Annotated in this window: 20 protein-coding genes and 1 tRNA gene; 11 read left to right on the top strand and 10 right to left on the bottom strand. The window is 40.1% G+C overall.

Annotated features, from left to right (window positions below; all coding sequences use genetic code 11):
* Positions 1-17 precede the first annotated feature (17 nt).
* A complete protein-coding gene (locus tag IFO69_RS06840; RefSeq protein ID WP_192009325.1) occupies positions 18-269 on the top strand; it encodes a DUF4834 family protein in 252 nt (83 codons plus the stop codon).
* A 136-nt stretch (positions 270-405) separates the two neighbouring features.
* A complete protein-coding gene (locus IFO69_RS06835) occupies positions 406-1,527 on the top strand; it encodes a transporter family protein (RefSeq protein ID WP_192009324.1) in 1,122 nt (373 codons plus the stop codon).
* Between the two features lie 49 nt (positions 1,528-1,576).
* Here the strand turns inward: IFO69_RS06835 and IFO69_RS06830 are convergent, their stop codons facing one another.
* Entirely contained in the window at positions 1,577-2,371 is a 795-nt protein-coding gene (locus IFO69_RS06830; RefSeq protein WP_192009323.1) for a zinc metalloprotease, read from the bottom strand.
* A gap of 84 nt (positions 2,372-2,455) precedes the next feature.
* A complete protein-coding gene (locus IFO69_RS06825) occupies positions 2,456-4,090 on the bottom strand; it encodes a carbon starvation CstA family protein (protein ID WP_192009322.1) in 1,635 nt (544 codons plus the stop codon).
* Between the two features lie 208 nt (positions 4,091-4,298).
* Between IFO69_RS06825 and IFO69_RS06820 the strand changes: the two genes are divergently transcribed.
* The 7 genes from IFO69_RS06820 to murQ all read left to right on the top strand — a co-directional run bounded on the left by IFO69_RS06820 (position 4,299) and on the right by murQ (position 10,925).
* The gene (locus IFO69_RS06820) at positions 4,299-5,348 is read left to right on the top strand and encodes a mechanosensitive ion channel family protein (protein ID WP_192009321.1); all 1,050 of its coding nucleotides are present in this window, start codon (positions 4,299-4,301) and stop codon (positions 5,346-5,348) included.
* A 105-nt stretch (positions 5,349-5,453) separates the two neighbouring features.
* A complete protein-coding gene (gene accD, locus IFO69_RS06815) occupies positions 5,454-6,296 on the top strand; it encodes an acetyl-CoA carboxylase, carboxyltransferase subunit beta (RefSeq protein ID WP_192009320.1) in 843 nt (280 codons plus the stop codon).
* 130 nt (positions 6,297-6,426) lie between these two features.
* Complete coding sequence (gene nqrF / locus IFO69_RS06810; protein ID WP_192009319.1) at positions 6,427-7,731, top strand: NADH:ubiquinone reductase (Na(+)-transporting) subunit F; 1,305 nt, start codon at positions 6,427-6,429, stop codon at positions 7,729-7,731.
* 159 nt (positions 7,732-7,890) lie between these two features.
* The gene (locus IFO69_RS06805) at positions 7,891-9,042 is read left to right on the top strand and encodes a formimidoylglutamase (protein ID WP_192009318.1); all 1,152 of its coding nucleotides are present in this window, start codon (positions 7,891-7,893) and stop codon (positions 9,040-9,042) included.
* A gap of 2 nt (positions 9,043-9,044) precedes the next feature.
* Positions 9,045-9,272 carry a cytochrome b5 domain-containing protein gene (locus tag IFO69_RS06800; RefSeq protein WP_192009317.1) on the top strand — a complete coding sequence of 76 codons (228 nt, stop codon included), beginning with the start codon at positions 9,045-9,047 and terminating at the stop codon, positions 9,270-9,272.
* 4 nt (positions 9,273-9,276) lie between these two features.
* Positions 9,277-10,119, top strand: coding sequence for an N-acetylglucosamine kinase (locus tag IFO69_RS06795; protein ID WP_192009316.1), 843 nt, complete (start codon positions 9,277-9,279; stop codon positions 10,117-10,119).
* Entirely contained in the window at positions 10,116-10,925 is an 810-nt protein-coding gene (gene murQ, locus IFO69_RS06790; protein WP_192009315.1) for an N-acetylmuramic acid 6-phosphate etherase, read from the top strand. Before IFO69_RS06795 ends, murQ begins: the two co-directional genes overlap by 4 nt.
* Before the next feature lie 50 nt (positions 10,926-10,975).
* On the opposite strand, the gene IFO69_RS06785 is transcribed toward murQ, so the two are convergent.
* The 3 genes from IFO69_RS06785 to rlmN form a co-directional block, all read right to left on the bottom strand.
* Entirely contained in the window at positions 10,976-11,455 is a 480-nt protein-coding gene (locus IFO69_RS06785; protein ID WP_192009314.1) for an outer membrane beta-barrel protein, read from the bottom strand.
* Between the two features lie 30 nt (positions 11,456-11,485).
* Positions 11,486-11,956 carry an outer membrane beta-barrel protein gene (locus IFO69_RS06780; protein ID WP_192009313.1) on the bottom strand — a complete coding sequence of 157 codons (471 nt, stop codon included), beginning with the start codon at positions 11,954-11,956 and terminating at the stop codon, positions 11,486-11,488.
* A 133-nt stretch (positions 11,957-12,089) separates the two neighbouring features.
* Entirely contained in the window at positions 12,090-13,148 is a 1,059-nt protein-coding gene (gene rlmN / locus IFO69_RS06775) for a 23S rRNA (adenine(2503)-C(2))-methyltransferase RlmN (protein WP_192009312.1), read from the bottom strand.
* A 238-nt stretch (positions 13,149-13,386) separates the two neighbouring features.
* Here rlmN and clpB point away from each other — a divergent pair, with 238 nt between their 5' ends.
* Positions 13,387-15,999, top strand: coding sequence for an ATP-dependent chaperone ClpB (gene clpB / locus IFO69_RS06770; RefSeq protein WP_192009311.1), 2,613 nt, complete (start codon positions 13,387-13,389; stop codon positions 15,997-15,999).
* 42 nt (positions 16,000-16,041) lie between these two features.
* Here clpB and IFO69_RS06765 read toward each other — a convergent pair whose 3' ends face one another.
* From IFO69_RS06765 to IFO69_RS06745, 5 genes are all read right to left on the bottom strand, one after another.
* Positions 16,042-17,250, bottom strand: a complete 1,209-nt coding sequence (locus IFO69_RS06765; protein ID WP_192009310.1) for a glycoside hydrolase family 57 protein — start codon at positions 17,248-17,250, stop codon at positions 16,042-16,044.
* Positions 17,247-18,536, bottom strand: coding sequence for a glycosyltransferase family 4 protein (locus tag IFO69_RS06760; RefSeq protein ID WP_192009309.1), 1,290 nt, complete (start codon positions 18,534-18,536; stop codon positions 17,247-17,249). The genes IFO69_RS06765 and IFO69_RS06760 overlap by 4 nt, the downstream gene beginning before the upstream one ends.
* A gap of 11 nt (positions 18,537-18,547) precedes the next feature.
* Complete coding sequence (locus tag IFO69_RS06755) at positions 18,548-20,464, bottom strand: amylo-alpha-1,6-glucosidase (protein WP_192009308.1); 1,917 nt, start codon at positions 20,462-20,464, stop codon at positions 18,548-18,550.
* Between the two features lie 364 nt (positions 20,465-20,828).
* Positions 20,829-20,904 (bottom strand) — tRNA-His (locus tag IFO69_RS06750).
* Positions 20,905-20,988: 84 nt separating this feature from the next.
* Entirely contained in the window at positions 20,989-22,329 is a 1,341-nt protein-coding gene (locus IFO69_RS06745) for a dihydroorotase (RefSeq protein WP_192009835.1), read from the bottom strand.
* A 74-nt stretch (positions 22,330-22,403) separates the two neighbouring features.
* Between IFO69_RS06745 and IFO69_RS06740 the strand changes: the two genes are divergently transcribed.
* Positions 22,404-23,765 carry a DEAD/DEAH box helicase gene (locus IFO69_RS06740; protein WP_192009307.1) on the top strand — a complete coding sequence of 454 codons (1,362 nt, stop codon included), beginning with the start codon at positions 22,404-22,406 and terminating at the stop codon, positions 23,763-23,765.
* The last annotated feature ends 32 nt before the right edge of the window (positions 23,766-23,797 follow it).

Below are 23,797 nucleotides of genomic sequence, written 5' to 3'. Positions count from 1 at the left end.
TAAAAATAAAATTCGCTTTGAAGTATATAATATTAATTCTTTGTATTGGGTGGCTATTTGGCCAGCTTGTTAGGTATTTTCTTCGTTCCAAGTTGGGACAATTTGCCCAGCAGGTAAAAGCTGCCGCTCGTGAAGAGGAAAGGGCACAACGTAGGTCAAAAGATGAAGGAGAAATTCATGTAGACTATGTGCCCAAGCATTACCAAGAAAGAAGCAATAAGGATATTCGAGGCGGAGAATATGTGGATTATGAAGAAGTAAAAGACTGATTCTCGTATTCAGCCAATTATTTAAAGAGCTCCATTTTTGGAGCTCTTTTTTTATTTTGTAATTGGTGGATTTTGGGCTAAAAAATATTATAATGCGTAATTATTACGAACTAATATTTACAATAAACCCCATGATATGATTAGAAAAATTTACGCACTGATTTTTACACTTATTTTTTCTGTAATAGGCCTTGCTTCAGTTTATGCACAGGGATGTGTCGCTATTCGGGGCTTTGCAGGGTGTAATGGCCAAGTAGGTTCTGATTCGTTCTTGCCCAAGGGAGAATGGCTAGTAAATGGAAATTTTAGGTATTTTCATTCATTTAGGCACTTTAGGGGAGAAGAAGAGGAAACCAATCGGGTAGAAGAAGGCACGGAAGTAATCAATGATTCATATTTCTTTGATGTTTCTGTATCATATGGAATTAGCGATCGGTGGTATGGAACCTTGGTTTTGCCATTGGTGTACCATGAGCGCTCTTCCATGTACGAGCATGGAGGTAATCCTCCAAATGGTTTGGGAGATAGGCACAAGACGTTTTCAAGTGGTTTGGGAGATGTCAGAATGAGCGCTTCCTATTGGGTGATGAATCCAGTTAAAAATCCTAAGGGGAACTTATCTGTAGGTTTGGGAATGAAATTTCCAACAGGTGATTATGGTGCCACAGACTCATTTTACAATCAGGGAGAAAATAGAGATGAGACTTTAGAGCTTACCGTGGACCAGTCTATACAGCCAGGAGATGGTGGTTTTGGAGCCACATTGGAATTGCAGGCTTATAGAATGCTGTCTCATCATTTTATGCTTAATGGAAATTTCTTTTACTTAGCCAATCCAAGAGAAACAAATGGGGAATCTGCAAGAAACAGAGGTACTGAATTTTCTGTTCCAGACCAGTATGCCATTAGAGCTGGGGCAACATATGTGTCTTCTGTGCCAGGCTTGAGTTTTTATTTAGGCGGCCGTCATGAGTGTATTCCCGTGTATGATCTGATTGGCGGAAGTGATGGATTTAGAAGGCCAGGCTATGTTACATCTATTGAGCCAGGTGTCAATTACGGTAAAGGGGCATTTGCTGTAAATGTTAATGTGCCCGTTGCTTTAAAAAGAAATAGGACAAGAAGTTATTTGGATATAGAGGGTTCTACTCCGGATAATTACAGGCATGGGGATGCAGCTTTTGCAGATTACCTGATTAATATCGGCTTTGCCTGGAAGATATCGAAAAAGGTTTCAGAACCGTTTCATACTATGTAGAGATAGAAAAGGGAGCTTCAATTTAGCTCCCTTTTCTATTATCAATCAATTATTTGCCACCATTGGCTTTGAGGTCATTGAGGCAATTTTCATCTAAGGTAGGAATGCCATTATCCACTGAAGAAAATATACTTCTCGTTTCGACTTCCCAGTACATCAAGCAGTCTTCATTATCGCAATGTTTAAGGTTTTCTCCGTCTTCATGGTCGGAGACCATTCCCGACCCTAAATTTACTAAACCCATTAAATGACCCAATTCATGCTCAAGGACAGTAGTTTCTAAATTCGATTTGCTGGGTCTTCCAAAACTCCCAGAGTTTTCTTTTAATCTTTTTCCCAACAGAGCGATAGAGGTGTTTCTATGAGCAAATCCGAGACTTGCTTCTGTGTCACTGTCTTGGTCAAAATAGCCATCTAAGACCAAGATATACATCCCCAGTTTATCTCCAGTATTATAAGCTGTTCGGTTATTATCTTCTATTTCACGGATTTCAGTAAGGCTATAATCATCTTGCCCCACTGTAGGTATGGATGATATTTTGAGGGTGATTCCAAGTGGTTTATTTATTAATGGGGTAATCCAGTCTGTAATTTTAGTAATGGTGGTTTCACTTAATGGATACCCTTCCATATATTGGATTTCCAATTCAAGGCTTTGGAACTTTGAGGAAGATAATATTTCATTTGCAGAAACACCTGGGGATCTTTTGGCTGCTTTTATACTTTCTAAGCGCTCATCTACTTCAGAGTCTTTGAAACAAGAGGTGGCAAAGAATATTAGACCCAGTAGAAATATTGAACGGATAAAATGGATGTAATATTTTTCAAATAATTTATTTTGCATTTTGAATCTAAATTAATTCATTTAAAATAAATATAATCTGGTTAAAAGCAAAACACCAGCCAAAAAACGATTTTGCCAATAAGTTTAGTTGCCAGGTTGTGTTATAGGGGATTGTTGTTCAAGGCTTTTCTTAGCGAGGATGATCAATACCAATGATAGTATAAATAACACCGCGGCGATGATAGCAAGAACATAGGCTTGGTCTTCGAAATTTTTCCATGCAAATATACCTAAGGAAGTCAATGTAACTGTAAACATAAAGAACATAGGGATGATCACAAACGTGGCGTTGACATTGGTCTTGATTAACCAAACCGCAACAGCCAATAATGCAAGTGCGGCCAAAAGCTGATTGGCTGAGCCAAAAATAGGCCATAACGTAGTAAAGCCTCCAGAGCGAATTAATAAAATTGATAGAATGACCACAATACCAGTGCTAATAAACCTATTCTGGGAAAGTGATTTTCCGACTGGGTGCTCTATCCCTTCAAAAAATTCTTGAAGGGTAAATCGGGCTAATCTGGTGCAAGTGTCAAGTGTGGTCAATGCAAAAGCTGAAACGGTCAATGCCACAAAGCTAATGGCAAGACTTTCGGGTATTCCGAGGCTTGCCATCATACTTCCCAAACCATTTGAAAACAATGTGACTGGCCCTAAAGCGGAAAGGCTACTGGTATAGTCTTCACGGCTTAAGATAATTACAGCCCCAACTGAAATTATGGCGAGAAATGATTCAATCAGCATTCCTCCAAAGCCTACAATTTTTACATCTTCTTCTTTGTCAATTTGCTTTGAAGTAGTGCCGGATGCTACAAGGGAGTGAAATCCACTAATGGCACCACAAGCAATAGTGACAAAAAGAACAGGGAATAAATACCCTAGATTTTCTGAAGATAAGTGAACATGCGTGTCCATCTCAATGGTCGGGTTAGCATACAAGACTCCTACTACCGCTAAAATAATCAGCCCATATAGCAAAAAGCTATTTAGGTAATCCCGAGGTTGTAAGAGCAATGAAACAGGTGTGACAGAGGCAATAAAGGCGTAAGCCAATAATAGATAGAGCCAAATTTGGTAATCAAGTTCAAAGGGGATTTGTGTGCCTAAATAGACGAAATAATACATCAGAATGATTCCAATAATGGATACTATTGTAAACAAACTTTTTTTGTGGGCGATCCTTTTATTTAGAAACCCAAAAACTACAGCGAGTAAAATAAACAGTATAGAAGCGGAAGCGACGCCGGGATTATTAATAAAGGTTTTGGCGATAATGTCTGCAAAAACGGCTATGACAAGGATCAGTGTTGAAAAGCTAAAGATCATGAATAGTTGCTTTCCTTTTTGCCCAATGGTGTTTTTGATGATGGTTCCAATTGACTTTCCTTCGTTTCTTATGGAGGCGACCATACTCCCCAAGTCATGGACAGCCCCAAAGAAAATCCCACCAACCAATATCCAGATCACTGCCGGAATCCATCCGAAGGTTACTGCTATGATTGGTCCTACAATTGGGCCAGCCCCGGCGATGGAAGCAAAGTGATGGCCGAGTACTACAATTGGTCTGCTGGGAACGTAGTCTACTCCATCCTTAAACTTGTGCGCAGGAGTTTTCCTTTGATTATTTATTCCAAATTTTTTGAATACAAACTTACCGTAAAGAAAATAGGCAGCTATCAATATGGCTCCAGCAATTAAGAGTAGTGGGCTAAGTGTCATTTTGGATTTAAGATTACTTGTCTGTATATTATAACGTACCTAGTGTTACTTTATACTTAAACTTTTGCTTTAGGTATTAATTGACAAATGTAATTATTCTCTATGACCTCTCCATATATTTCTTGACAGGAGAGTTTTTCGAGTATCTCTTAGAGTAATAAACTCAAAAAAACCTTGCTTATTCATTGGTCACTTAAACTCCATTCAAATGAATGACAAGATATTATTTGTCCTGATTACGATTGCAGCACTTGTAATTAGCCATGTGTTAGTATGGCTTGTGTTTAAAATTTTGAGGAAATTTTTGTTTAAACCTCATTCCCATTCTGGAAAGAAAGCCATTCAAAAATTTTCCCAAGCTGTAAAGTGGGGGCTTTTTTTTGTGCTTTTCCCCTTTGTTGAACCTAGGGTTTCTCCAGAAGAATGGAGGTTTTTAAGTGAGATGAGAATTTTTAAAATTCTCTTTATCATCAACCTTTCGTGGATATTGTTGGAGTTTGTCAATGTCTTGAAGTATTACTTTGTGGAACACTTGTCCTTCGACAAGCAGGATAACCTAAAGGAGAGAAGGATGATCACTCAAATTAGTTTTGTTCAAAAGCTAGTGGCCGTGGTGATTATTATTATAGCCGCTGCAGCAATTTTAATGAGTTTTGATCAGGCAAGAGAAATAGGGCAAGGCCTGTTGGCATCAGCAGGAGTGGCTGGTATCATCATTGGTTTAGCTGCCCAAAAGTCCATAGCCAATTTGTTGGCGGGGTTCCAGATAGCATTTACCCAGCCTATCCGTATTGATGATGTAGTGGTGGTGGAAGGAGAGTGGGGCAAGATTGAGGAGATAAATTTAACTTATGTGGTGGTGTGTATTTGGGATCAACGTCGATTGGTACTTCCTATTTATTATTTTTTGGAGAATCCTTTTCAAAATTGGACCAGAACAACTGCTGACATTTGGGGAACGGTATTTATTTATGTTGACCATACCATCCCTATTTCTGATCTCAAGGACAAACTGAAGGAGCTATTGGAGAGTACAGATTTGTGGGATGGCAAAGTGCAGGTACTTCAGGTGACGGACATAAAGGAAACAACAATAGAACTAAGGTGTCTAATGAGTGCCCGTGATAGCCCCTCTGCTTTTGACTTAAGGTGTTTTATCCGGGAACAAATGATTATCTATATCCAAGAGAAATATCCAAGTTCATTGCCTAAAACAAGGGTTTTGATGGACAAAGAGAAGGATGAATCGAGCGATTAAATGTATAGGTAAATACGAGAAAGCGACAATTCATTTTATTTAACGGATATTCCATATAAATTTGTAGTCCCTGAAAAGAAATTTTCAGCCTTAAAACTACTATATATGGCTTGGTTTAAGAGAAAAGACGCAGGAATCAAAACCTCAACAAAGGAGAAAAAAGACGCGCCAGACGGTCTTTGGTTCAAAACTCCAAAAGGAAATATCATTCATACAAGAGAGTTAAAGAACAACGCTTTTGTTTGTCCAGATGATGACTTTCATGTAAAAATTGGCTCAAAGGAGTACTTTGAGATTTTGTTTGATAACAATGAGTTTGAGGAATTGGATGCTGAAATGACTTCAGGTGATCCCTTGAACTTTGTTGATAGCAAACCTTATACTTCCAGAATAGAAGCAACAATCAGTAAAACTGGCCTCAAGGATGCCGTTCGCTCAGCTCATGGTAAAATGAACGGATTGGACATCGTAGTGGCTTGTATGGATTTTGGCTTTATTGGTGGTTCTATGGGGTCTGTTGTTGGCGAGAAAATTGCAAGGGCGATTGATTATTCATTGAAGAACAAGATGCCTTTCCTTATGATATCCAAATCAGGAGGTGCCCGCATGATGGAAGCAGGTTTTAGCTTGATGCAAATGGCCAAGACTTCTGCAAAATTGGCCTTGTTGGACGAAGCAAAAATCCCTTATATTTCACTATTGACTGATCCAACAACAGGCGGGGTGACTGCTTCTTATGCGATGTTGGGAGATTTTAATATATCTGAACCTGGAGCACTAATTGGGTTCGCGGGGCCAAGGGTTATTCGTGAGACCATTGGTAAGGATCTTCCTAAAGGTTTCCAAAGTGCGGAATTTGTTCAGGAGCATGGCTTTTTGGACTTTATCGTAGATAGACGTCAATTAAAGAATAGGCTGACTACATTGTTAAACCTATTGAATAACTAATGAGTTATAGCGGTAATTAAGTTTAAAAATTACCCGAACGGTCGTCGATTTTAGGGAATAATAAATATATTTGTACTCCTCAAATGAGGCGCTTTATATACTGAAAGAGAACTAGAAAAAGCATTATTAAATGAGTTCAGTAATCATTACTTCAATTGTAGCATTTACTTTGATTATTTTGCTACTTGTTTTCATTCTGCTGTTTGCCCAGTCTAAGCTTGTGGCTTCAGGAGATGTGAAAATCATTATTAATGGAGATGAAGCTAATCCGCTTACTGCTTCTGCAGGCTCCACCTTACTCTCTACCCTTGGTGCAAAGAAAATCTTCCTTCCTTCCGCTTGCGGTGGTGGTGGTACTTGTGCCATGTGCAAATGTACGGTAGAAGATGGTGGAGGAGAGGTCCTTCCAACTGAAGTTGGCCACCTTAGCCGTTCTGAGCAGCAAAGCAATGTTAGACTTTCATGCCAGGTAAAAGTAAAACAGGATATGAGAATCCGTATTCCAGAAGAAATCTTCGGTATCAAGAAGTGGGAATGCGAAGTAGTCTCTAACTATAACGTATCCACATTCATCAAAGAATTTGTGGTGAAGCTTCCAGAAGGAGAGACCTTGGATTTTGAATCTGGTGGATATATACAAATCGATGTTCCTGCGATTACTGTAAACTTTAAAGATATAGACATCACTCCACATCCAGAATTGGGTCACCCAGCGGATGTGTACCAAAGTGACTGGGACAAATTTGGTCTTTGGTCATTGGTGATGAAAAATGACGAAGAGCTTTTCAGAGCCTACTCTATGGCCAACCACCCAGCTGAAGGTAATATTGTGATGTTGACCATCCGTATTGCTACTCCGCCTTGGGATAGGGCCAATAATAAATGGATGGATGTTAATCCTGGTGTTTGTTCATCTTATGTGTTCTCTCGTAAGAAAGGAGATAAAGTAACTATTTCAGGTCCTTATGGTGAGTTCCATATCAACCCTACCCAAAGAGAAATGATCTACATTGGTGGTGGTGCAGGTATGGCTCCGTTGAGATCTCACATCTTCCACTTGTTCCACACGGAAAAAACGGATAGAAAAGTTTCTTACTGGTACGGTGGACGTTCTAAAAAGGAGCTATTCTATGTTCCTCATTTTAGAGATATCGAAAAAGATTTCCCTAACTTCAACTTCAATATTGGTCTCTCTGAGCCACTTCCTGAAGATAATTGGAAGATCAAAAAGTCATTGGACGACAAAGAAGGTGACGGATATGTTGGATTTATCCACCAAGTACTTTATGATAACTACTTGAAAGATCATCCTGAGCCAGATGAAGTAGAATACTATCTTTGTGGGCCTCCATTGATGAACTCAGCTGTTTTGAAGCTGTTGGATGACATGGGTGTTCCAAAAGAAAATATCAGATTTGACGACTTCGGTGGTTAAATGAAAAGGGTCCTGCAAAAGCAGGACTTTTTTATTACCCTCATTTTTTTTGCTTATTTTTGAATACTGAGTTTGCACATTATTCACCTTAGATTTCCAAGGGGAGATTGGACACCCAATTATGATGGAATAGGGTTCAGTCTTCCAAAACAACCTTATATGGACTTTAATATATTCTTTGATCCTGTACCTGAGAGCATCACCCAAAAAAATTATGCTCATAATACTTTCTTTAAGCACATTAATTACCATGGTGAACTGTTTCCTGATTTACAGGGGGTTCAGATTGCGATCATTGGCTTAGAGGAATCCAGGGGTATGGAAGAGAATGAGACGGTAGACCAAGCAGCGCATGAAGTTCGTAGGAAGCTGTATAAATTAAAGAAAGGACAATCCCATTATAAAATAGTTGACTTAGGGAATTTGAGAAACGGAATGGATCTTAAAGAGACCTATTTGCGCATCCAAATGGTAGGAGAAGAGTTGATGAGGCAACAGATTTTGCCTATTTATATTGGTGGCTCTCACGATCTCGATTTTGGTCAATACCTTTCTTATGAGGGAATGAAGAAGTTAGTAAGTATGTTGACTGTGGATGCCAAAGTTGATATGGAAGATGAAGGAACTCCTTATGAGGTTCATTCTCAAGATATCATATTGCACCAGCCCAATTTTCTTTTCAACTATACCCAGTTAGCTTATCAGAGTTTTTTGACTGATCATGATCTGGTTAATGTCATGGAAAAATTGTATTTTGATCATGTAAGGCTGGGCCAGTTAAGGGACAATTTTAAAGAGATTGAGCCTTTGATCAGAAATGCAGACTTATTGAGTTTTGATGTATGTTCCATTCAGTCTGCTGACGCTCCTGGTGCTGCAGATGCGCAACCCTTCGGTTTGACAGCTGAAGAAGCTTGCCAGATATGCTGGTTTGCTGGAATGAACGAGAAGCTCAGTTCAGTGGGGCTGTATGGTTATCAACCTTTTTTTGATGACCAAAGGTTTAAAACCGCATCTGTCATGGCTACCATGGTTTGGTATTTTATTGAAGGATTTTATCATAGGAAGGACAGTCTTTCGTTTAAGAGCAATGATTATACAAAGTATACTGTGTCTTTGGATTCTAAACCGTCCACTATCATTTTCTATAAAAGTAAACTGAGCGGGAAGTGGTGGATGGAAGTTCCGCAAGGTAGCAGGGAGAAATTTGAAAGGGATACGATAATTCCTTGTAGTTATCAGGATTACCAAACTGCCCAACGTGGTGAAATACCTGAAAGATGGATCAATGCCCAGCTTAAATTGTACTGAGCATGAAGACATATACCAAGCAACAATTGGCGTTGCGAAATGGGCAGGACAGACCAGAGATTTGGGTGGCATATAAGGGAAAGATATATGATGTAAGCCAGTCCAGACTTTGGAAGAATGGTAAACATTATGAGCACTGGGCAGGGCAGGATTTAACCGATGAATTGCCAGATGCCCCACATAATGAAAATGTTTTTGACAAATTTGAACCCATAGGTCAATTGTTGTAACACGATGATATTAATAGCAGATAGCGGATCGAGCAAAACGGATTGGAGAGGCATTGACCAGAAAGGGAATGTCACTCAATTTAGAGGGGTTGGATTTAACCCTTACTATCAATCTCCTGAAGAGATGGCTACAGAGTTAAGTGATGAATTTTTGCTCAATCTCAAAGAAGAGGTGCTCTCTATTTATTACTATGGCGCTGGATGTTCCTCTGATATTAATAAAAGGAGTGTAAGCCAGGCGCTACAACATATTTTTAGAAAGGCGAACATTATGGTAGACCATGATCTATTGGCGGCAGCTAGGGCTACCTGTGGGCATGAAGCAGGGATAGCTTGTATTTTAGGTACAGGGTCTAATAGCTGCGATTATGACGGTTATGATATTATCAACAGCCGACCCTCTCCGGGTTTTGTATTAGGTGATGAGGGAGGAGGATCTTATGTAGGAAAGAAGTTTTTGCAAGACTTTATCCATGATGAAATGCCTAGTAATATTAGGCAGGAAACCATGAGCTATTTCAACCTGGATATTCAGTCTATTCAGGAAAATGTTTACAAGAAGCCTTTTCCGGGAAGATATCTTGCAAGCTTTTGCAGATTCATCACAGAACATGTATCAGATCCATACTGTTATATGCTATATTATAATGCTTTTAGGGATTTTTTTAAAAAGCATGTGATGAAGTATCCTCATTTTGAAAAAAAGAAAGTAAGCTTTGTTGGCTCAGTAGCTTATTATAATAGTGATATCCTAAGAAAGGCAGCCAATGATTTTGGGATATCCGTTAATTTAATTCTAGAAAGCCCCATAGCGGGATTGACATTATACCACAAAAACGAAAAATGAGAACGACCGAAAGTAGCTCTAATTACGATAATTTGGAGGCAATGAGTGTTGAGGAATTGATTGCCAATATTAATAGGGAAGACCAGACAGTACCCCAAGCTGTCAATAAAGTCTTACCTGAAATTGAAAGGCTAATAGAGCAGATCTTGGCTAAGATGAAACAAGGTGGGAGATTGTTTTATATAGGAGCGGGAACTAGTGGAAGATTAGGGATCTTGGATGCATCCGAGTGTCCTCCGACATATGGGGTTTCCCATGATATGGTTATTGGTTTAATTGCTGGGGGAGATTCTGCAATACGTATGGCTGTTGAAAATGCGGAGGATGATCCAAAGCAAGCTTGGCTTGATTTGAAGGCTAATGGTATCAATAAGTTGGATACGGTCATTGGAATTGCGGCTTCAGGAACCACTCCTTACGTGATAGGTGGAGTAAAGACAGCCAAGGAAAATGGTTTGCTTACAGGCTGTATTACCTGTAATGCTGGTTCTCCATTGGCAGCGTCAGTGGAATATCCCATAGAGGTAGTGGTGGGGCCTGAGTTTGTGACCGGAAGTACCAGGATGAAAGCAGGGACAGCCCAGAAGTTGGTGCTAAATATGATTTCTACTGCTGTGATGATCAAGTTGGGAAAGGTTAAAGGTAACAAAATGGTCAATATGCAGCTTTCCAATAAAAAATTGGTGGAAAGAGGTACTCGAATGATCATGGAGGCAACTGGTCTGGAAGAGAATCCAGCTAAAGAAAGGCTGTTGAAGTTTGGTTCGGTAAGAGCAGCTTTGGATGATTGGGAAAGTAGTATATAATTAAATCAAAAAGGCTCCTACTGGAGCCTTTTTGATTTAATTTAGAGAGGTCATTTATGATTTATAAAATAGACTAAAGCAAATCTAAAAACAGTCTGTCCATGTTTCTGGGCTTGGTATTTAAACTCTGGATTAAATGCGAAGCTGTCTGTAAACTTTAAGACTCCGCCAACTCCAATGTTTGCGCCAGCATTACTTGATTTCACATCGCCAAAAATATCATCTGAAAAAGATATCCAATTATTGGAAAACCCCACTAGGCCATACCATTGTAATATGTCCTTTGTGAAATAATAGCGAGCGTCAATGTTTAAATTACTTGCATTTCCTCTTTCAGGGAAATAGATGCTATAATTAGGGGCCACTGAAACCTGATCCGTAATCAAATATTCACCACCAAAGTTCAAACCAAACGCTTCAACATAGAAGTTATAATCAGCTCCTAACTGTAATCTTACATCCCGTGCGGATTGGGCCTGTAAAAATGATACAGACAATGAAAATAGGCCAAGTAATAATAGTTTTTTCATGCTGGTAAAAGTTTTGATTTCAGAATGATATTAAGGTAAAAAATAGACCAGTGCCAATCTAAATACAGCTTGACCACCACTTTGTGCTTGGTATTTCAATTCTGGGTTAAACGCTAAATTATCTGCAAATTTAAGAACACCGCCGGCACCAATATTTGCGCCTGCTCTACTTTCTTTGGCGGTAACGCCCATAAAATCTACTGACCACCAGTTGTTTGTAAATCCTACTAGGCCATACCACTGAAGTAAGTCACGGGTAAAGTAATATCTTGCGTCGATGTTGAGCGTGCTGGCATTTCCCCTTTCTGGAAAATAGATGGTAAAGTTTGGTGCGGCAGAAATCTGATCGGTGATTAAATATTCTCCACCAAAATTTAATCCAAAAGCTTCTGTATCAAAACCAAAATCGCCTCCAAATTGTAATCTAACATCTCCTACGGATTGGGCCTGTGCAAAAGATACGGTCAATGCAAATAGGCCAAGTAATAATAGTTTTTTCATGGTAATAAAAGTTTAAAAGTTTTGATTTAAGAAAACACAAAAACTGAACCAAGGTTTTTGTTAAATAGCTTGGGCTTTATTCTTTTTCCATAAAAGGATGAAAAAAATAAAAGGTTAATGACTCAAAATTAGTTTAGATGCTGGCGACTTCATTTTTATTGGCCAACTGCCCACAAGCTGCATCTATGTCCTGCCCCCTGGATTTTCTTACTTTGGCGATGATGCCTTGGGATTCAAGAATACGGACATACATGTCAACAGCTTCCTGAGAGGCTTGACGGAATTCGCCTTCGTCAATGGGGTTGTATTGAATGATATTTACTTTTGAAGGGATGTGTTTGCAAAATTTTGCCAAGGCCTTTGCGTGTGCCTCGTCATCATTGACACCATCCCAGATCACATATTCGTAAGTGACCTTACTTTTCGTTTTATAATACCAATATTTTAAAGCCTCTGCTAGTTCTTCCAAGGGGCTTTTGTCATTGATAGGCATCAGTCTGCTTCTTGTCTCATTGATGGCAGAATGTAGAGAAATAGCGAGGTTAAATTTTACTTCATCATCAGCCATTTTTTTGATCATCTTAGGGATGCCTACGGTGGATAGTGTGATTCTCCTTGGTGCCATGCCTAGTCCCTCTGGTGAAGTGATTTTATCTATGGCTTCAATTACATTAGCGTAGTTAAGCAATGGTTCTCCCATGCCCATAAAAACAATATTGGTAAGTGGGCGCTGAAAATAGGTGTCAGCTTCTTCTTTGATCGCAACTACCTGATCATAAATTTCATCAGGGTTAAGGTTTCTCATACGTTTTAGCCTTGCTGTTGCGCAGAAGTTGCAGTCGAGGCTACAGCCTACTTGGGAGGAAACGCAAGCGGTAATCCTTTTGCTCGTAGGGATCAAAACTGATTCGACGATCTTGTCATCAAATAACTTGACCGCATTCTTAATGGTGCCATCGGTGGAATGCTGCATCAGGTCAACCTTTACATGGTTGATGGTGAAGTTCTCCTTCAGCATTTCACGGGTGGGAAGGGAGATATTGGTCATGTCATCAAAGTTCTTCAATGACTTGCTCCATAGCCAGTCATAAACTTGTTTGGCCCTGAATTTTTTATCTCCTACAGAAAGAAAGAAATCCTGAAGCTCTTCAAGACTGAATTTTCTAATATCCTTTTTCTCACCCTTGCTCATGATGCAAAGGTAGGAAAATGTATTGAGTTATAAACAGTATGTGAATGGACAAAGCGGCTTAAGTTTCTTTGAATCTTGCAATTTTACTGTCAAAAAGTCCTGAAAATTAATTTTTCAGGTTTTAGTTCGGTCATTTTTTCCGAAAATGGATCGGATTAGCTTTTGGTGCTTCTTTTGATTAAAGTATTCTCGAGCAGTTTGCTCAGATAAAAATTTGAAAAAAAAAGATAGATATAAAATGGATTTCAAACAATTTACCATCAAATCACAAGAGGCTGTTCAGAAGGCAGCGGAGTTGTGCATGGCTGAGCAGCAGCAAGCCATAGAACCAGCTCACTTGCTAAAGGGTATTTTATCTGAGGATGAGAGTGTGGTGGATTTCGTTTTCAAAAAATTGGGTGTAAACCAAAAAATGGTGACTCAAAAATTGGAAGAAATCATCAACTCTTACCCAAAAGTTAGTGGACAACAACCCTATCTTTCCAACTCGGGTAATCAGGTATTGACCAAAGCCAAAGGGTATTTGAAAACTTTTGGAGATGAGTTTGTCGCAATCGAACATTTGCTTTTGGGGGTATTGTCAGCTGGGGATAAGACTAGTCAGTTGCTTAAGGATCAAGGCGTTACAGAAAAGGCTTTGATTGAAGCTATTAAAGAATTGAGACAAGGAAATAAAGTGACCGACCAAAATGCGGAAGCAAAATATAGGTCATTGGAGAAGTATTCCAAAAACCTTAATGAATTGGCCAAAAAAGGTAAAATAGATCCGGTAATTGGCCGAGATGAAGAGATCAGGAGGGTACTTCAGATTTTGGCAAGAAGGACCAAAAACAACCCTATTCTTTTGGGAGAACCTGGAGTAGGTAAGACTGCTATTGTGGAAGGTTTGGCCCAAAGGATTGTTAGTGGTGACGTCCCTGAGAATTTGAAGTCAAAAACCTTGATTTCTCTGGATATGGGCTTGCTAGTGGCTGGAGCCAAATATAAGGGAGAGTTTGAAGAAAGGCTCAAAGCGGTTATTAAGGAAGTAACAGATTCAGATGGTCAAATCATCTTGTTCATAGATGAGATTCACACCTTGATTGGTGCTGGCGGTGGTGGAGAAGGCGCCATGGATGCGGCCAATTTATTGAAGCCAGCTTTGGCACGAGGTGAATTGCATGCGATCGGGGCAACTACCTTAAAGGAGTATCAGAAATATGTGGAGAAAGACAAAGCATTGGAAAGAAGGTTTCAGGCTGTAATGGTGGACGAACCTGATACTGCTGATGCGATTTCGATTCTCCGAGGAATCAAGGATAAATACGAGTTGCACCATGGAGTGCGAATAAAAGACGATGCGGTGATTTCGGCTGTTGAGCTGTCACAGCGTTACATTTCAGATCGTTTTCTACCAGATAAGGCCATTGACTTGATGGATGAGGCCGCGGCAAAACTAAGGATGGAAATTGATTCCTTGCCTCAAGAGCTTGATGAGCTCAACCGTAGGATAATGCAGTTAGAAATTGAACGTGAGGCCATCAGAAGGGAAAAAAATAAGGATAAGGAAACTGTCTTGAGCAAGGAGATTGCAGAGCTTTCTGAAAAAAGGCAATCTGTGAAAGCCAAGTGGGAAAGTGAAAAGGCGGTGATCATGGGGATCCGAAGGGAAAAGGAGAATATAGATAAATACAAGCTGGAAGCTGATCAAGCAGAGCGTGCTGGTGATTTTGGAAAGGTAGCAGAGATCCGTTATGGAAAGATCACGGAAAGCGAAAACAAACTGGAGTCCTTCAAACGGCAGTTAAATGATATGCAAAAAGGGTCTCCATTGCTGAAAGAGGAAGTAGATGCAGAAGATGTAGCGTCAGTTGTGGCTAAGTGGACAGGGATACCACTGTCAAGGATGTTGGAAAGCGAAAGGGAGAAGCTATTACACTTGGAGGATCATTTAAGTAAAAGAGTGGCCGGACAAAAAGAGGCTATAGCGGCCTTATCGGACGCTGTAAGGAGAAGCCGTGCAGGACTTCAGGATCCGAAACGTCCGATTGGAAGCTTTATCTTTATGGGTACCACTGGTGTGGGTAAAACTGAGTTGGCAAAGGCTTTGGCAGAATATCTTTTCAATGACGAAAATGCCATGGTTCGTATCGATATGTCTGAGTACCAAGAGAGGCATGCGGTGAGTAGGTTGGTAGGAGCGCCTCCTGGTTATGTAGGCTATGATGAAGGAGGTCAATTGACTGAGGCGGTCAGGAGAAAACCTTTTTCTGTGATTCTCTTGGATGAATTAGAGAAGGCTCACCCTGATGTATTCAATATATTGCTCCAGGTTTTGGATGATGGAAGGTTGACGGATAATAAAGGTAGGTTGGCCAACTTTAAGAATACGATTATTATTCTGACTACCAATATAGGTTCCTCACTTATTCAGGAGCGATTTGCGAGTATGGAAGAGTGGAACAAGGAGCAGGTGCTAGATCAAACCAAAGCAGAAGTATTTGAGTTGTTGAAAAAATCCGTAAGGCCGGAATTTCTTAACCGGATAGATGAGACAATCATGTTTGAGCCATTGAACAGAGAGATTACCCGTAAGATTGTGGATATTCAATGGAAAGAGATCCAACATAGATTGGCAGATTCAGGCATTGAGATAGACGCTACCAGAGAAGTCTTGGATTACTTAGGTGAAGTAGGTTTTGACCCACAATTTGGTGCTAGGCCGTTGAAACGAACGATGCAGAGACTGATATTGAATGAATTGTCTAAGCAGATTCTCAGTGGTTACATTAAAAATGATGCGGCAGTACTAGTCGATTTGGATGCGGATAAACAAGTTTATTTCAAAAATGTGGAAGACGTAGAGGTCTAGAAAAGGAATAGCCCGGAGAAATCCGGGCTATTTTTATATTTACTACTCAACTACAGGGGTTTCTTGTTCTTTCTTCAGTCTTAACATAAAGTCGCTAAGTACATTCATATAATTGATAAAAGCTTCATATGGACTTTCATAAGGGCTGAAATAAGCATGGATGTCACCATCGGAGAAGAATTTGGTACACATATAATAGAAATGATCGCTGGTCTGAAGGTATTTCCAGTCTTTTTGAATCTCTGGATCTTTGGACTGCTTGACCAAATGCTCCAATTCATATAACCTATCAAAGGCTTCATCCTGTAAATCATTTCCAAGCCAAGCCGTCAAATCACGTTCTTCATCAGCCCAAGAGATTGGCACGGGAACATGTATTTTGCCAACAGGTGGTACTTCTTTGACTACCTCTGATGGGGTGGAGAAAGTAAAATTGGAATTGGAAAAAACTGCTTCCGGGAGGTGACTCATAAAATCAAAAATGCCACTTTCTGCCCATTGGTGTTCCCCAAAAGTTTCATAGTCCATAAATAGATTGATGACCTCTTCTTCTTGTGGGATTTGGTTGATCCAATTGACAAACTTGTCAGTGGTCAAAGGCCAGTCTGCCCAAGCTTTTTCACCAAACCTAAAGGCGATGTCATCACTTAGACGGAAGTTTTTGAGCAACACTTTGAGTTTGGGTTCAATGGCATTGCAATAGACATAATTAGGGCTTTTCCAGCCCAAAATGTGCTTGGCACCCTCTGTAAGAATGGCTTCATAACCCAACTCAGCTACCATTTCCCCAATCACATCTGAGTAAATTAGCTCAGTGTTTCTGAAAACTTTTGGGGTGTAGCCATTGAATAGTTTTTTTATTTTATCTTGTTGCTTCCGCACCATATCATGGAATTCCTCTTTGCTTTTTAAGGCTGCTAGGGCGTGCGCATAGGTTTCGTTCAATAATTCAGCATGTCCAGTCGCAACCAGTTTTTGGAAACTTTCCAAAACATCAGGAGCGTACTCTTCCATTTGGTCCATAAATACACCAGAAAGCGAAAAGCTGACCTTGAATTTTCCATCATACTTTTGGATTAATTCCAAAAGGAGTTGATTCATTGGTAAGTAGCATTTTTCAGCTACTTTTCGCATAATGCTTTTGTTGGCAAAATCGTCCCAATAATAGTGATCTTCCCCAATGTCGAAGAAGCGATAAGGTTTCAGACGGTAGGGCTGATGAACCTGGAAGTAAAAGCAAATGGTTCTCATGGATTATTTACAGTTAAGGTTTGAGCATAAAGAGAGAAGATTTTTTCAGCGACATGTTCCCATTTCATTTTCTTGAGTTCTTCACTCCCGCAACTGCGGAACATGTTGGAGATGCCTTGGTAATGAAGCAAAGCAAAAATAGCATCTGCCATGGCGTCAATATCCCAGAAATCTATTTTGATGGCATTGGTCAGTACTTCTGCCACGCCAGATTGTTTGGAGATGATAACCGGTGTGTTGTGTCTGACGGCTTCCAAAGGAGAAATTCCAAAAGGCTCCGATACGGAAGGCATCACGTAGACATCACTGATAGCAAACATCTGATCTACATCATTGCCTTTGAGGAATCCTGTAAAATGAAATTTGGTGGCAATTCGCAACTCAGCCACCCTGTCAATCATACGGTTAAGCAAATCTCCAGAACCTGCCATTACAAAACGAACGTTGTCGTCTTTCTTCAAAACTTTGTTGGCGGCTTCGATAAAGTATTCAGGTCCTTTTTGGAAGGTAATTCTCCCAAGGAAGGTGACTATTTTTTCAGGTACTTTTTTTCGGGCATTACTTTTTATAATGCTGATATCAAGCACGGCATTGTGGATGACAGTGACTTTTTCTTCTGGAATGCCATATTTGGTAATGATGGTTCTCTTTGTCAAATGGCTTACGGCAATGATTTTATCTGCCGCTTCCATTCCAGATTTTTCAATTTCAAAAACACGATCATTAACATTTTCTCCAGAACGGTCAAATTCTGTCGCATGCACATGGACAACCAAGGGTTTGCCGCTTATTTTTTTTGCAGCTATCCCGGCAGGAAAAGAAAGCCAGTCATGCGCATGGATGATATCGTGCTCTTTGCTTTTTGCAATTTGAGCGGCAACTAAGGCATACCTTGATACTTCCATGATTAAGTCTTTGCCATATTTTCCACTAAAGGAAAACTTATTGGAAAAGATACTTTCATCGACGTCAGTCCTGTCATGTAGGGATTTGTCTGTAAAGCGAGCATATTCTTCTGGTCCCAAATACGGGATGAGAAAAGAACTGACTTCCAAATAAGTTAGGTTTTTCCAGATTTCCTTAAACCTCTTTTCACGATAATCAATCTCTACATCACTCGCGCTGACAAAGTCAGCCAAAGGGTCTTCATCTCCCCATAACTTGGGGACAACAAATATAACTTCATGGTTATATTGGGCCATTCCTTTTAGTAGTCCATAACAAGCTGTCCCCAACCCGCCGGAAATATGTGGCGGAAATTCCCATCCAAACATTAATACCTTCATAAAAAATATATTTAAAGTTGACTAACTAAATGCATGATTCTAAGTAACTCGGCTACACTCCAAGCTTGGGAGATAGCTCCTTTTGGTCTGTGAGGGGGATCGCCGTCATAAATTTCAGCAATGGTTCCAACGCCATATTGGGACATGGTGTCATCAAAGCCTAAAATAAGCTTTTCAATCATGTTTTTACCTGATTTACCATGTATTTTAAGATAGCCTTCCACAAAGTGTCCAAGCAGCCATGGCCAAACCGTTCCTTGATGGTAAGCGTTGTCTCTTTGATACTGATTGCCCTGATAGTAGCCTTTGTAATCAGGGTCGCTTGGTGCGAGAGTTCTTAGTCCTCGAGGGGTAAGGAGATTAAGTTTTACGACCTCTAAAATTGCTGCTTTCTGTGTGTCCTCAAGGGGGCTGTAAGGAAGTGAGGTGGCGAAAACCATATTGGGCCTGATTGACCAATCTTTTTTGCCATCATTAACGACATCAGCTAAGTAGCCTTTTTCACTGCTCCAGAAAGTTTCCAAAAAGGATGTTTTTACCTTGTCAGCAAGTTCTTTTGCAAAATCTTCTCCAGTAAGCTCATGATAGAAGCAAAGAGCATTATACCACAAAACATTGATTTCAACTGGGCAACCAATCCTTGGGGTTACAGGCCCATCTGAAGTGACAGCATCCATCCAGGTGAGGGCAGCACCTTTTTGGCCTCCGTATAGAAGCCCGTTGTCCAGTACCTTTATATTAAAGTCGGTACCGGCTAAGAAACCCTCAATAATGCCTTTTAATTTGGGGAGATAATCATTGATGATAGTGGCTTTATCGCCAGTGAATTTTTCATACTGTTGCCATGCCCAGAAATACCAAAGCTGGGCATCTATTGTTTTTTGGTTGGTCTCAACACCACTGCCGACATTAGGAAACATGGCTCCATTGATATCTCTGGACATGGTTTTCATTACTTCCAAAAAAGTATCCTTATCACCAAGTGTAAGTGTTAGTCCTGGTAGAGAGATAAAAGTATCCCTTCCCCACCAGCCAAACCATGGATAACCGGCGATGACTCTGGTTTCATCTCCTCTTCGGCTGATAAATTGGCCTGCAGAATTGCGAAGGCAGTTTTCAAAATTATCCCGAGGTGTTCTTCTCTTCAATTCCCTGTTAAATGCACCTTTCAAACTCGAAGGGTCAGCGTCCTCTAGGCCCGCTGAGAAAATAACCGATTCTCCTTTTTCAATATCAAATTCAAAAAATCCTGGGACATATAGGTCTTCCTGATAGTCATAGCCTCTTTCTTTTTCTTGGATGTATTCAATATTATAATACCAATCTGGCGCTGGTACAAACTCGTTTTCTTTGGAGATCTGTAAAGAAAGTGGAGAGTAAGCATCGTAAAGTTTAAATTGAACACCATTAGGTACTTTCAAATATTTCTTGTTGACATAAGTATTGGCTTTGGAAAGTGCATGGTATCCTCTGAAAGCTAAATAGGGACTAAGTCTTAAAGTTGTAGGGGAGTGGGCGTCCAACAAGGTGTATTTGATCATCATTCTGTCAGCGGTGGTGTCAAGGATGATTTCTTTTTGTAATACAACACCGCCTACTCTATAGATCAGATTTGGGATCGGTTCTGAGCTATAGTCTTCCAGGTATTTGTGACCTCTGGGAGAGTAGTTGCCTGGGTATTTGCTGATACCAAGGTTGAAGCTGGCGCCGCGTTGGATGACGGTCTCATGGATGGTGGACAGAAGGACATGTAGTTGCGAATCAATTTGTGGTTGGGGAGCAACAAGCAGTCCGTGATATTTCCGTGTATTACATCCAATTATGGTGGTGCTGGTATAGCAGCCTGATCGGTTAGATCGAATAATTTCTTTTTCGAGGGAATAATTAAGATTGATTAATTCCGTCTTATCAAAATGGATGTAGCTCATGGAGTATGATTTAGTGATTTTGAGTGGTATATAAAAATACTCCAATAGTCGGAAAAGAAAAATATAAAGGCAAAAAATAAAGGTCATGGAAACATGACCTTTTGTGTGTTATCTTATTATTGTGTTAACATTCTCTTTTTGTATCTCATCAAAGTTTCTGAGGGATTCCTCGAATTTTGCCATGTACAACTGAATATCTTTCAAATTGACTGGTTTTACCTTTGGGATGACCGGAGTTGATTTGAATAATGTAAACATTACTAGAATAATTTTTGATTATTTAATCTGACAGACAAAATACATGCCATTTTAGTTCCTTGCTGCTTCTATAAAAATAAAACCCCTCAAAATTTTGAGGGGTTTTGGGTGGAAGATCGGGTTCGAACCGACGACCTCTGGTGCCACAAACCAGCGCTCTAACCAGCTGAGCTACAACCACCATTTTTTATCTTTTATCAGGTCTTTCTCCTGATTGGATTGCAAAGGTAATACACGGTTTTTTTCCAAACAATAGTTAAATCAGATTATTTTCTGGAAAATTTCAAACGTTGTCCTTTTTGTTCTTCATGAAATGTCTCGTTTTCGTACGCTAAGTGTCCGGAAACAATTGTGTGCGTGACTTTTGACTGGAAAGTTTGCCCCTCAAAAGGAGACCACCCACACTTAGAAAGAATGTTTTCTTTATTCACCTCCCAAGGAGAATCGAGGTCAACCAACACCAGGTCAGCAAAATATCCGGGTCTGATATAGCCTCTTTTCTCAATTTCAAAAAGGATAGCTACATTATGACTGGTCTTTTGAACGATTTCTTCTAAGCTTATTTTTCCTTGATGGTACATTTCCAATAAGGCAACTAGGTTATGTTGTACCAAAGGCCCACCAGAAGGAGCTTTGGTGTAGACATTATCCTTTTCTTCCAAGGTGTGGGGAGCATGGTCAGTGGCAATAACATCGATATGGTCATCAAGCACACCCTTTAATATTTCCTCTCTATCTTCACTGGATTTAACAGCTGGATTCCATTTGATCAAAGTCCCTTTCTCATCATAATCTTCCTCTGAGAACCACAAGTGGTGTACACAAGCTTCTGCGGTGATTCTTTTTTCTTCCAGTGGTAAAGTATTGTCAAAAAGCAGGACTTCTTTGGCTGTACTGATGTGCAGGATGTGTAGTTTGGTGCCGTGTTTCCTTGCTAAGTCCACTACTCTTTTGGACGCATCATAGCAAGCTTCTGCCGAACGGATTTTTGGGTGATACTTTATAGGGATATCTTCCCCGTACTCTGCTAAGTATTTATCCAGGTTGGCTTTGATGATATCATCATTTTCGCTGTGTGTAGCGATAAGCATTTTACATTTTTCAAAAATATTTTCCAATGTTTCTTGATTGTCGACGAGCATATTGCCAGTGGAAGAACCTTGAAAAACTTTGATGCCACAGATGTTTTCAGGATCTGCCTTCAAAAGCTCATCTAAGTTGTCATTGGTAGCGCCTAGATAGAAGGAATAATTGGCCAATGATTTTTCAGAAGCAATTTTATATTTTTCCTCCAACAGTTCTAAAGTGGTAGATTGGGGCACTGTATTGGGCATTTCCATGAATGAGGTTATCCCCCCGGCTACGGCAGCCTTGGCTTCCGTGTAGATTTCTGCCTTATGGGTTAGGCCGGGTTCTCTGAAGTGTACTTGATCATCAATTAGACCTGGGAGTAGGTATTTTCCATTAGCTTCAATGGTAATGTCGGCTTCAAAATCCTTAAGGTTACCACCTGTAGAAAAGATCAAACCGTCTTGGATGAAAACATCTCCACGGGTAATCTTACCTTCATTTACTATATTTGCATCAGTGATCAATATGCGCTTCATCATTTTTGTTTTGATTGGAGTTTATAGGAGTCAAATATTCCCTAAATCTAATTTGAAGATAAAATTAATAAATCATGTCTGATAGGCCGCAGTCTTTTGAGAATTTTAAAATAAACAAGCAGCTTTTGGAAGCTGTAAAGGAGGCGGGGTATACCAAGCCAACACCGATTCAAGAGCAGGCCATTCCTTTGGCATTGGCTGGACAGGATATTTTGGGAATAGCCCAAACGGGTACAGGAAAAACTGCGGCTTATGTATTGCCCATTTTGATGAAGGTCAAATATGCTCAGGGAATGCATCCAAGAGCTTTGATTTTGGCACCGACCCGTGAGTTGGTGATGCAGATTGAGCAGTCGATTATTGAGCTGGGCAAATATACAGACCTGAGATATGTCTGTTTGTATGGCGGAATAGGTCCAACGCCGCAGATAGAGAAAATTCAGGCGGGAGTGGATATTGTGATCGCTACGCCCGGAAGATTTATGGATATTTATGGCAAGGGTAACATCTTTGTGAGAGAGATCAAGACCATGGTGCTGGATGAGGCGGACAAAATGATGGATATGGGGTTTATGCCGCAGATCCGTTCGATTTTGGAAGTAATTCCGGTTAAGCGCCAGAATTTACTTTTTTCTGCCACTTTCTCAGATAGGGTGGAGCGAATCTCCCAAGAATTTTTGGAATTTCCAGAGCGAATAGAGATCGCGCTTCAGGCAACTACAGCAGATACAGTGGCCCAAACAAAGTATTTTGTGCCCAATCTCAAAACCAAGATTAACCTTTTGGATCATTTACTGAAAAATGAGGAAATTAAAAGGGTGATTGTATTTACCAAGTCCAGAAAAAATGCAGAAGCGGTTTTTCAATATTTGGAAAGGAGAAAGCATGGAGAAATCAGGGTGATTCATGCCAATAAAGGCCAAAATACCCGGATCAACTCGGTGGACGATTTTAAGGCAGGAGATGTGCGGATTTTGGTGGCGACAGATGTGGCCTCCAGAGGTTTGGATATCAGCATGGTGAGTCATGTGGTGAACTTTGATGTGCCATTGATTTATGAGGATTATGTGCATCGGGTTGGTCGTACGGGAAGAGCAGAGCAGGAGGGAGCAGCTTTTACTTTTATCAACCCAGCAGAAGAATACCATTTTGAAAAAATAGAAGAGATCATCCGTATGGAGGTGGAGGAATCCGCAATTCCAGCAGAGGTGAAAGTTACAGATACTCCTTTTGCGGAGAAGCAAATTTATGATCGGGAGATTGATAGCCAAAAGAGGAAGGAAAATCCAGACTTTAAAGGGGCCTTTCATGAAAAAAAGCCTAGGGCCAATAAAAACCCTCATTATAATCCAGAAAAGAAAAAAGTACGCGGCAATAAAAACAGTAAGGCCAAAAGGAATAGGAACCAGATGAAAAAGAAAGGCGGTAAAAGGTAAAAATGCACTTTGAGTCAAAAGCGGGTTTTATT

It is taken from the genome of Echinicola arenosa (assembly GCF_014841125.1).
Classification (GTDB): domain Bacteria; phylum Bacteroidota; class Bacteroidia; order Cytophagales; family Cyclobacteriaceae; genus Echinicola; species Echinicola arenosa.
Note: the sequence above shows the minus strand (reverse complement) of the source record. Positions and strands in the feature narration are given on the sequence as shown.